The following is a 9,678-nucleotide window of genomic DNA, read 5'->3' as shown; positions in this document are numbered from 1 at the left end:
CGGCGCGGGCGACGGGCCCGGCGACGCGGCGGAGCGCTTCTGGTCCGTACGCCGCGTGCCCGCCGCGCTGGCCGCCGCCGCGGCCACCGCGGACGTCGGGCTGCTGCTCTACGACATCGTCGCCGTACGCACCGAGCGGCCCGCGATGCGCTGGCGGCGCCGCGTCGCCGACGAACTGGCCGCCCGCCCGCTCGACGACCCCTGGGTGCTCTCCGCCGCCGGCCTGGCCGTGCTGCTCGGCGCCCTGCTGGTGCTCCTGGCCGTCACGCCGGGGCTGCGCGGCGTGCTGCCGATGCGGCACGCCTCGCCGGACCTGCGCGCCGGGCTCGACCGGCGGGCGGCGGCGGTCGTGCTGCGCGACCGGGCGATGCAGATCTCCGGCGTGCGCTCGGTGCGGGTCACGGTGGGCCGCCACCGGGTCGGTGCCCGCGCCGAGGCCCACTTCCGCGAGCTGGACGACGTACGCGCCGACCTCGCCGCGGTGCTGGGCGAGGGCATCCGCGAACTCGGCCTCGCCCGCACGCCGGAGCTGTCCGTGCACGTACGCCGGCCGCCGGCGAAGGGGTGAGCGCGATGCTGCGTGTGGTCAACCGGATCCTGCTCGGCCTCACCGGCGTCGCGGTCGCCGCGGCCGGGGTCGCCGTCCTCGTCGCCGGGCTCGACCTGCCGCGGCCGGGCTTCGCGCCGTACGCCGACGGCCCCGACGACGTGCTGCTGAGCCGCGGCACGCGGCTGCGCTGGCGGGACGCGGGCTGGTGGTGGCCGACGGTGATCGGCGGGCTGTCGCTGCTCGTGGTCCTGTGCGGCTGGTGGCTGATCGCCCAGCTGCGCCGCGCCCGGCTCGGCGAGGTCGTCGTCGACACCGGCGGCGGCGCGCCGCCCGCCGCGGGCCCGTCCGGTGCGGACGGCGGCGCGGGCGGGGACTGGGCCACCGGTACGGACCCCGCCCCGGACCCGGGTACGGACCCCGGCGGCGCCGGGTCCGACGGTCCCGCCACGCTCACGCTGCCGGCCGCCCCGCTGGCCCTGCTGCGCGGCTCCGCGCTGGAGGAGGTGCTCGCGGAGGAGGCGGGCGCCCTGGAGGGCGTGGAACGGGCCCGCGTCACCCTGACCGGCCGCCGCACCGCGCCCCGCGCCAGCTTCGGGGTGCTGCTGGGCCCCGGCGCCCATCCCGCGGCGGCGGTGGACCACATCGAGGAGCGGGCGCTCGCCCCGGCCCGCGCGTCGGTGGGCCTGGCGCGGCTGCCCGCGGAGATCCGGTTCCGCTCGGCCAAGCACCGTGCGGAGCGCGTCTCCTGACACCCGCCGGCGCCCCCGCGCCCGTGCCCGCCGTCCGGCCGCCCGCGCCGCTCAGATGCTCCGCCGCATGCCGCCGTCGATCGGCAGCATGACCCCGGTCAGATACGACGCCGCCGGCGACAGCAGGAACGCCGCCGTGCGGCCGAACTCCTCCGGCGTGCCGTAGCGGCCGAGCGGGATCTTCGCCTCCGTGCGCGCCCGCGCCGCCGCCGCGTCGCCGGACAGCGCGTCCAGCTCGCGGGCCCGGTCGGTGTCGATCCGCGCCGGCAGCAGCCCCACGACCCGCACGCCGCGGGGCCCGAGGTCGTCGGCGAGGGACTTGGCGTACCCGGCGAGCCCGGGACGCAGCCCGTTGGAGACGGTGAGCCCCGGGATCGGCTCGTGGACGGAACCGGAGAGCACGAAGCCGACGACCCCGCCCGCCTCCAGCTCGCCGGCGGCCGTCCTGGCCATCCGCACGGCGCCGAGGAAGACGGTGTCGAACGCCGTCTCCCACTCGGCGTCGGTGTTGGCGGTGGCGTTGCCGGCGGGCGGGCCGCCGACGCTGATGAGCACGCCGTCGAAACGGCCGAAGTGCTCCCGGGCCGCGGCGATGAGCCGGTCCGGGGTGGCCGGGTCCGCGTTGTCGGCGGGGACGCCGACGGCGGACTCGCCGAGTGCGGCGGCGGCGCTCGTCACGCGGTCCTTGTCGCGGCCGCTGAGCACCACCTTCGCGCCCTCGGCGAGCAGCTGCTCGGCGACGGCGAGACCGAGGCCGCGAGAGCCTCCGGTCACGACGTAGGCGCGGTCGTTGAGTCCAAGATCCATGGGGGTCAGTCTGCCGCCATCTGCTCGGCGGGCGCCAGGGATGGGGCACGCTCGTCGTCCGCGGCCGGCTTTTCCGCGCCCTCCGCGGTCGTCGCCGTCCCGGCCGCGGCGGGCCCGTCCGCCTCCGCCGGCTGCGTCGACTCCTCCGGCTGCGTCGCCTCCTCCGGCTCCGCCATCTGCGCGGCCTTGGCCGCCGCGGCCGCGCGGTCGCGGCGCTCCCGGCGTACGAGAATCCACCAGCCGAGCGGCACCGCCGCCGCGAAGATCCACCACTGGATGGCGTACGCGATGTGCACCCCGATGCTGCTGTGGTCCGGCTCGCCGACCGGCTCCGGCTGCTTTCCGGCGGGCCGCGGCTCGGTGGCGGTCAGCTCGACGAAGCCCCCGAGCACCGGGCCGGGCAGCCCGTCGGCCGCCTGGTGCCTGCTGTTGATCAGCATCACCTGGCGGTCGGGCAGCCCTGCCTTGTCGCGGATGCCGCTGTCCGTCGTCTCGTCCGGGCGGAGCCGGCCGGTGACGGTGACCTCGCCGGCGGGCGGGGGCGGCACCTCGGGGAAGCTGGTGAGGTCGGCGCCCGCGGGCACCCAGCCGCGGTTGACGAGGACGGCGGCGCCGTCGGCGAGGCGGAGCGGGGTGAGGACGAAGTAGCCCTGCTTGTCGTCGGCGCCCAGCCGCTGCCGTACGACGACCTCCTCCGCCGGCTCGTACGAACCGGTGGCGGTGACCCGGCGCCAGGTGTCCTCGCGCGGGACCCCGCGCCCCTCCCGCGCGAGCTGCTCCACCGGGACCGGCTCGGCCCGGAGGTTCCGGGCGACGAGGTCGTTGCGCGCGACCCGGTCCTGGTGGCGGTGCAGCTGCCAGAAGCCGAGCTGGATCATCACCGGGATGAGCAGGACGGCCACCAGGGTGACGAGCACCCACTGGCGGGACAACAGGAAGCGGTACACCCCTTGACCGTACTCCCCGGCACCCCGCCGCCCGACGGGACCCCGGCGGGGTGCGCTACCCCCGCCCTCCGGTGCCCTCCGGCGGCGCGTCCGCCGGCTCGACGTCCCGCATGAGGTGCAGGAAGGCGGCCTCGTCGACCACCGGGGTGCCGTGTGCCGCGGCCCGGGTCACCTTGCTCGTCGGCGCGCCCGGGTCGTTGGTGACGAGCAGGCTCGTGTAGCGCGAGACGCTGCCCGCGACGTGCAGCCCCGCCTCGACCGCCCGGTCCTCCAGCAGGCTGCGGTCCACCGACGTGTCGCCGGAGAACGCCACCCGCATGCCCTGCTTGAGCCGCCCGCCGCGCACGTACCGCCCCGGGTTGGGGTACGGGGACGGGGGCAGCCGGCGGTTCGGCCGCCAGGTGCGCCACTGGTACGCGCCGTGCCCGCCCGGCGAACGGCTGCCGCCGGCGTCCCCGGCGGGCGCCTGCTCCGCCCACTCCGTCAGCGGCTGGCAGGCCAGCAGCGGCAGCGGGGCGCCGGCCGCGGCGGCCTGCCGCAGGCTGGGGCGGAAGACCTCGGCGAGGACACGGGCGTCGTCCTCGGCGTCGTGCGCCCTGCGCTGGGCGACGCCGAAGTGGGCCGCCAGCGACGCCAGCCGGGCGTTGGGCAGCGACAGCCGCAGCTGCCGGGCGAGCGCGATGGTGCACAGCCGGCGGCGCACGGGGGCGGCCAGCCCGGCGCGGGCGTACTCGCGGGCGATCATCATCCAGTCGAAGACCGCGTTGTGCGCGACGAGCACCCGGCCCTCCAGCCGGGCCGCGAACTCCCCGGCGATGTCCGGGAAGAGCGGGGCGTCGGCGAGCATCTCGCGGGTCAGGCCGTGGATCCACACGGGGCCGGGGTCGCGCTGCGGGTTGACCAGCGTGTACCAGCTGTCCTCGACCTCGCCGCGGGCGTCCAGGCGGTAGACGGCGGCGGAGACGATGCGGTCGTCGGAGCGCAGCCCGGTGGTCTCGACGTCGACCACGGCGTACGCCTCGGGGTAGTCGGCGGGCCAGCGGCTGTCCGGGTCGGCCGGCGCGGGCAGCGGGAGGGGCGGCCGCGGTGCCTCCGGATCGGTGCCCGGAAGCGGTTGCTGCCGCGCGACTTGACGGGGATTCAGGTGCGCCGCGCGGTCTTCGAGCATGGGGTCAGAGCATAGAGCCTGCCACCGACAACGCCGCGCCCCCCGGTCCCGCCGCGGTGCCGCCCGGGTACCCGGGCGCGGTCAGCCGGACGGCTGCCCGGCCGCCGGTCCGCGCGGGGTGACCAGGCCCGTCTCGTAGGCGATCACGACGAGTTGCGCCCGGTCCCGGGCGCCGAGCTTCGTCATCGCCCGGCTGACGTGCGTCTTGGCGGTGATCGGACTGATGTACAGCCGGGCGGCGATCTCCTCGTTGCTGAGGCCGCCGCCGACGAGGGTGACCACCTCCCGCTCGCGCCGGGTGAGGTCGCGCAGCGCGTCGTCCGCGCCGGGCGCGCCGCCGGCCGGGCGGGAGACGTACTCCAGGATCAGCTTGCGGGTCAGCGCGGGCGACAGCAGGGCGTCGCCGCGGGCGGCGACCCGTACGCCGTGCAGCAGGTCCTCCGGCTCCATGTCCTTGACGAGGAACCCCGCCGCCCCCGCACGCAGCGCACCCCAGACGTACTCGTCGACGCCGTAGTTGGTGAGGATGACGACGTGCACGCCGGCCAGTTCGGGGTCGGCGGCGATCCTGCGGGTCGCCTCGATGCCGTCGAGCACCGGCATCTGCACGTCGACCAGCGCCACGTCCGGCCGGTGCCGGACGGCGAGCCGTACGCCCTCGGCGCCGTCGGCGGCCTCGCCGACCACCTCGACGTCGTCCTCGGCGTCGAGCAGCGCCCGGAACCCGCCCCGGATGAGGGCCTGGTCGTCCACGAGCAGCACCCGGATCACGGGGCCGCCTCCGCCCCGCCCGGCTGCCGCAGCGGCAGCTCGGCGCGTACCCGGAAGCCGCCCTCCGGGCGGGGCGCGGCGTGCAGGGCGCCGCCGAGCGCGGTGACGCGCTCGCGCATCCCGGTCAGCCCGATGCCCGGCTGCGGCGGCGCCCCGGGATCGCCGCCCCCGTCGTCGTCGACCTGCACGACGACCTTGTCCGCCGTGTACGACACGTGCACGTCCACCGCCGCCGGTCCCGCGTGCCGGGCGACGTTCGTCAGCGACTCCTGCACGATCCGGTACGCGGCCCGGTCCACCTCCGCCGGGAGCGGCACCCGCTCGCCGGCGACGGCCACCGTGGCCGGCACCCCGGAGCCCCGGGCCCGCTCCACCAGCTCCGGCAGCCGTTCGAGGCCGACGGCCTCGGGGCCGCCGTCCGCGTTGCGCAGCACGTGCAGCGTGGAGCGCAGCTCGCGGGCGGCGTCGCCGCTGGCCTCCTGGATGGCGAGCAGCGCCGAGGTGGGCTCCTGGCCGCGCTTCTTCGCCAGGTGCACGGCCACCCCGGCCTGCACCTTGATCACGGAGATGCTGTGGGTGAGGGTGTCGTGCAGCTCGCGGGCGATGCGCAGCCGCTCCTCGTCGGCGCTGCGCTGCGCGTTCTCGGCGGCCCGCTCCTCGGCCTGGGCGAGCATCGCCTCGTGCTGGATGCGCATCGCGGCGCCCATCGCGCACGCCACCACCCAGCCGAACGACAGCAGCCGCTTCTCCAGCGCCGCCCGCAGCGCCTCGTCGCCGAGGGAGAGCAGAGGCAGCGACCCGAGGCCGACGGCGAGGGTGGCGAGGGCGGTGACGACGAAGAAGGCGCGGTGCCCGCTCCGGATGCAGCGGTAGACGGCGACCAGCATCGGCAGCACCGGGCTGCCGTCGGGGTAGCCGCGGAGCTGGTAGGCGACCATGGCGAGCGCCGTGACCGCGAGCACCGTGCGCGGGAAGCGGTGCGAGCCGACCAGCGCCGCGCTGCCCACCGTGCCGAGCACCCAGGCGAGCGCGTCGAAGCCGTGCCGGCCGTCGGGCGCCAGCAGCATCGTGCCCACCGAGGCGAGCGCCACGGCGGCGGCAAAGCCCGCGTCCTTGGGGCACACGCGGGAGTTGCGCGCCGACTCCCGCCCGCCCTCGATCGCCGTCGTGAGGTAGCGGAAGACCGCGCGCTCGCTGTTCGCCTCCGTCTGCGCTGCCGCCGTCATGTCCTGCACCGTAGACCAGTCGGCGCCGGTCAGGCGTCCTCCGGCAGGCGCAGCGGGCGCTGCTGCGCAGGTTGCAGGCGCCGCGCCCGTACGCCCCCGACCGCAGCGCGCAAGCCGCTCGGCGGACGATGACGGACCGCGGGGAGAGGCGGATCGTGGAACCTGAAGACGGCCGGCCGCCGGACGGCCGGCAGTGCACGGCAGACGGGAGGCCCACCATGCCCCTTCACGGAGCAGCCGGAGACCAGCGCGTACGGATCCCGCAGCCGGCGGTGCCGCGGGACGCCGTACGGGAAGCGCTGCGGGACGGCGTACGGGACGACGTGGGGGACGGCGCCGGGCGGTGGGCCGCGGCCGCCGGGCCCGTCCGGCACCTGCGGCTGCGGCTGGCCCGGCCCGCGCGTCGCGCCGAGGCGCGGCGGCTGCTCGCGCTCGTCCTCGACGTGCCGCCGCTGCTGGGCGCCGACCCGGCGGTGCTGATCGCCGAGGTGCCGGACGGCCGGCGGGCGGTGGACGTGCTCATCGAGCTGGCGTGGTCCGGGATCGATCTGGACGCGTTCGGGCTCGACGCCGCGGCGTGACGGCCCGCGCCGGGAGCGGCGACGAGGGAGCGCCCCCGGCGCGCGGCGGCCGTTCCCCGGGGCGGTCAACTCCCCGGCCCCCTCGGCGACTTCGCGCCGGGGAGCGGGCCGTATCGTATGGCGCGTCCATGCAAAAAAGTGATGGCGCGGGCGAAGAGGGCGGTGACACGATCCCAGGGTGGACTCACGATATCTGCGCGCCTTCGTGACAGTGGCCGAGACCGGCGGGATATCCGCGGCGGCCGAGCGCCTGGGCTACGCGCAGTCCAGCCTCAGCGCCCAACTGCGCCGGCTGGAGCAGGAACTCGGCGTGACGGTCGTGGTCCGCACCTCCGCCGGCGCCTCCCTCACCGACGCCGGCCGCCGGCTGCTGCCGTACGCGCGCGAGGCGCTGGAGGTCGACGAGCGCATGCGCCGGGCCGCCGCGGCGGCCCGGCCCCGGCTGCGTATCGGGGCGCCGGAGACGCTGGCGGGGGAGTGGCTGCCGGACATCGTCACCGCGCTGGGCTACGGCGCCGGCGGGCCGGACGCGGACGCGGAGATCAGCGTCGTCGTCGGGCCGCGCGAGCTGCTGGCGGAGCAACTGGCCGCCGGGGAGCTGGACCTCGCCTTCCACTTCGACGACGGCAGCCCGGCCCCGGGCCCCAGCGCCGTCGTCGGCCACGAGGAGGTCGTGGTCGTTGCCGGCCCGGCCCATCCGCTCGCGGGCGCGGACGAGGTGACGGAGGCGGACGTGCTGGCCGCCGACTTCCTCGTCGCGGAGCCCGGGTGCAGCTCCACCGTGCTCTACGACCGCCTCAGCCGCGACCTCACCGGCCGCGTCCGCGCCGCCACGGCCGCCGGCTCCCTGCCCGCGCTGCGCCGGCTGGCGGCGCACGGCCGCGGCCTGGCGCTGCTGCCGCGGCTGGCGGTCGTACGGGACCTGGAGGACGGCGGGCTCGTCGACCTCCCGCTCGCCAGTCGCCCCGGCCCGGTGGCCATCGAGGCCCGCTGGCGCCCGGTCCCGGGCTCGGCGGAACCCACGCTGCGTGCGGTCCTCCGCCTGGCCCGCCGGCACACCGACCAGCTGCCCGTCTCACCCGCCCCGCGCCCGCGCCGCACCCCCGCCCCCCACCGCCCCCCGGCTCCCGCCCGCACCGCCTGACCCGCGCCGCCCGCCGCGCGGCGACCGCCGGCCGAACCGGTCGGTAACCGCGCCTGGCGGAGCCGCGGACTCCGCTCTATGGTGCGAGACATGCCCGATCGCCCAGGGCACCTACCTGGACATCCTCATCGTCTGGGACCGGCTGTTCGACGTACGCGCGGCCGGCGACTGGCGCGAGCGCCTGTCCCACGTCTTCCGCCCACCCGGCTGGCACCCGCTTCCATCGGTCCTGCTCCTTCGTCGGTTACCGGAGCCCTTTCGGGCCCGTCATCCCCCATGACGGAGCAGAACCGTGGAAGGTAACCGCATGCCCGATCCCACCACCGAGGTCTTCGAAGCCGAACGCGACCGGCTGCGCGCGGTCGCGTACCGCATGCTGGGCTCGCACGCCGACGCCGAGGACGCCGTCCAGGAGGCGTGGCTGCGCCTGTCCCGCCAGGACGCGGCGGCCATCCGGAACCTCCCCGGCTGGCTCACCACCGTCACCGGCCGGATCTGCCTGGACGTCCTGCGGTCCCGCCGGGCCCGCCCCGAGGCGGCCGGCGACGACCGCCTGCCCGAGGTCACGGTGCTCGACGACGCCCCCGCGCCCGAGGAGGACGCGGTGCTCGCCGACTCCGTCGGGCTCGCGCTCCTCGTCGTGCTGGAGTCGCTCGGCCCCGGCGAGCGGCTGGCGTTCGTGCTGCACGACCTGTTCGCCGTGCCGTTCGAGGAGATCGGCCGGATCCTCGGCAAGTCCACCGCCGCCACCAAGATGCTCGCCAGCCGCGCCCGCAGAAAGGTGCGGGCGAGCGAGCCGCCGGCCGGCGCCGGGCGGGAGCAGCGCGCGGTGGTCGACGCCTTCCTCGCGGCGGCCCGCGGCGGCGACTTCGCTGAGCTGCTGCGGGTCCTCCACCCCGAGGTGCGGCTGACCGTCGACACCCCCTCCGGCCCCGTCGTCACCCTCGGCGCCACCAGGGTCACCGCCGGCGCGCAGCTGTCCGCCGGTGCCGCCGCGCGGGGGCGGGCGGCGCTCGTGGACGGCGCACCCGGGCTCGTCGCGTGGCACGGGGACGGCACGCCGCAGGCGGTCCTCGCGTTCACCGTCGCCGACGAGCGGATCACCGCCATCCGGATCGTCCTCGACCCGGCCGTGCTCGCGCGGCTGGACCTGCCGTATCCGGCGGGTTCGGCAGGTTCGGCAGGTCCCGCGTAGGGCCGGCGGCCCCCGGAGTTTCCGTACGAGACGGGTCCACCTGCGAAGACATGCGGCGGCCGGTGCGCCAGACTGAGCCCGTGACCGAAGCCGCCGTGCCCGCCCGCCGTCCCCGCCGGCGCTCCCGGGTGAGTCGCGGCGCCGTGGCGCGGGGTGCGGCCGGGGCGTTCGCGGCGGTCGCCGCCGCGCACCTGACCGGGCAGTTCGCCGGGGTCGACTGGCTCGTGCACGGGACCAAGCCGCTGCTGCTGCCCGCCCTCGCCGGCCACGCCGCGGGCGCTGGTCGCCGGGCTGGTCTGCGGGTGGGCCGGTGACGTGCTGCTGCAACCGGGCGGGGACGGGCCGTTCCTGGCCGGGATGGGGGCGTTCGCCGCCGGGCACGTCTGCTACCTGACGCTGTTCCGGCGGCAGGCCCGTCTGCCCGGCCGGCCGGAGCGGCGTCTTGCCGCCGGGTACGCGGCCGCCTGGGCCACCGGCGTCGCCGCCCTGTGGCCCGGGCTCGACGCCGGGCTGCGCGGCCCGGTCGCCGCGTACAGCCTG

At 77.3% G+C, this 9,678-nt stretch carries 12 protein-coding genes; 7 read left to right on the top strand and 5 right to left on the bottom strand.

Annotated features, from left to right (window positions below):
- The coding region (locus ABD317_RS28595) for a DUF6286 domain-containing protein (protein WP_344293398.1) at nucleotides 1-568 on the top strand (568 nt) is incomplete at its 5' end.
- A gap of 5 nt (nucleotides 569-573) precedes the next feature.
- Nucleotides 574-1,299, top strand: coding sequence for a hypothetical protein (locus tag ABD317_RS28590; protein ID WP_344293397.1), 726 nt, complete (start codon nucleotides 574-576; stop codon nucleotides 1,297-1,299).
- 51 nt (nucleotides 1,300-1,350) lie between these two features.
- Here ABD317_RS28590 and ABD317_RS28585 read toward each other — a convergent pair whose 3' ends face one another.
- The 5 genes from ABD317_RS28585 to ABD317_RS28565 form a co-directional block, all read right to left on the bottom strand.
- On the bottom strand, nucleotides 1,351-2,106 hold the full coding sequence (locus ABD317_RS28585) for an SDR family oxidoreductase (RefSeq protein WP_027753490.1): 756 nt from the start codon (nucleotides 2,104-2,106) through the stop codon (nucleotides 1,351-1,353).
- Between the two features lie 5 nt (nucleotides 2,107-2,111).
- Nucleotides 2,112-3,053, bottom strand: coding sequence for an SURF1 family cytochrome oxidase biogenesis protein (locus ABD317_RS28580; RefSeq protein WP_344293396.1), 942 nt, complete (start codon nucleotides 3,051-3,053; stop codon nucleotides 2,112-2,114).
- A 55-nt stretch (nucleotides 3,054-3,108) separates the two neighbouring features.
- Nucleotides 3,109-4,221, bottom strand: a complete 1,113-nt coding sequence (locus ABD317_RS28575; RefSeq protein ID WP_344293395.1) for a DEDDh family exonuclease — start codon at nucleotides 4,219-4,221, stop codon at nucleotides 3,109-3,111.
- 81 nt (nucleotides 4,222-4,302) lie between these two features.
- Nucleotides 4,303-4,992 carry a response regulator gene (locus ABD317_RS28570; protein ID WP_344293394.1) on the bottom strand — a complete coding sequence of 230 codons (690 nt, stop codon included), beginning with the start codon at nucleotides 4,990-4,992 and terminating at the stop codon, nucleotides 4,303-4,305.
- On the bottom strand, nucleotides 4,989-6,218 hold the full coding sequence (locus tag ABD317_RS28565; RefSeq protein WP_344293392.1) for a sensor histidine kinase: 1,230 nt from the start codon (nucleotides 6,216-6,218) through the stop codon (nucleotides 4,989-4,991). Before ABD317_RS28565 ends, ABD317_RS28570 begins: the two co-directional genes overlap by 4 nt.
- 218 nt (nucleotides 6,219-6,436) lie before the next feature.
- Between ABD317_RS28565 and ABD317_RS28560 the strand changes: the two genes are divergently transcribed.
- From ABD317_RS28560 to ABD317_RS28540, 5 genes are all read left to right on the top strand, one after another.
- Nucleotides 6,437-6,799, top strand: coding sequence for a hypothetical protein (locus ABD317_RS28560; protein ID WP_344293390.1), 363 nt, complete (start codon nucleotides 6,437-6,439; stop codon nucleotides 6,797-6,799).
- Nucleotides 6,800-6,977: 178 nt separating this feature from the next.
- A complete protein-coding gene (locus ABD317_RS28555; RefSeq protein WP_344293388.1) occupies nucleotides 6,978-7,943 on the top strand; it encodes a LysR family transcriptional regulator in 966 nt (321 codons plus the stop codon).
- 307 nt (nucleotides 7,944-8,250) lie between these two features.
- A complete protein-coding gene (locus ABD317_RS28550; protein WP_344293386.1) occupies nucleotides 8,251-9,138 on the top strand; it encodes a sigma-70 family RNA polymerase sigma factor in 888 nt (295 codons plus the stop codon).
- Between the two features lie 80 nt (nucleotides 9,139-9,218).
- Nucleotides 9,219-9,452, top strand: a complete 234-nt coding sequence (locus tag ABD317_RS28545) for a hypothetical protein (protein ID WP_344293384.1) — start codon at nucleotides 9,219-9,221, stop codon at nucleotides 9,450-9,452.
- 1 nt (nucleotide 9,453) lies between these two features.
- Nucleotides 9,454-9,678, top strand: a 225-nt coding sequence (locus ABD317_RS28540; protein WP_344293382.1) for a lysoplasmalogenase family protein, incomplete at its 3' end; no start/stop codon positions are given.

Source organism: Streptomyces synnematoformans (assembly GCF_039531005.1).
Classification (GTDB): Bacteria; Actinomycetota; Actinomycetes; order Streptomycetales; family Streptomycetaceae; genus Streptomyces; species Streptomyces synnematoformans.
Note: the sequence above shows the minus strand (reverse complement) of the source record. Positions and strands in the feature narration are given on the sequence as shown.

Excerpts from the sequence above, each read along its gene's own strand:
- ABD317_RS28590 (WP_344293397.1), top strand. The coding sequence starts at position 574 with ATGCTGCGTGTGGTCAACCGGATCCTGCTCGGCCTCACCGGCGTCGCG.
- ABD317_RS28585 (WP_027753490.1), bottom strand. The coding sequence starts at position 2,106 with ATGGATCTTGGACTCAACGACCGCGCCTACGTCGTGACCGGAGGCTCT.
- ABD317_RS28575 (WP_344293395.1), bottom strand. The coding sequence starts at position 4,221 with ATGCTCGAAGACCGCGCGGCGCACCTGAATCCCCGTCAAGTCGCGCGG.
- ABD317_RS28565 (WP_344293392.1), bottom strand. The coding sequence starts at position 6,218 with ATGACGGCGGCAGCGCAGACGGAGGCGAACAGCGAGCGCGCGGTCTTC.
- ABD317_RS28560 (WP_344293390.1), top strand. The coding sequence starts at position 6,437 with ATGCCCCTTCACGGAGCAGCCGGAGACCAGCGCGTACGGATCCCGCAG.
- ABD317_RS28550 (WP_344293386.1), top strand. The coding sequence starts at position 8,251 with ATGCCCGATCCCACCACCGAGGTCTTCGAAGCCGAACGCGACCGGCTG.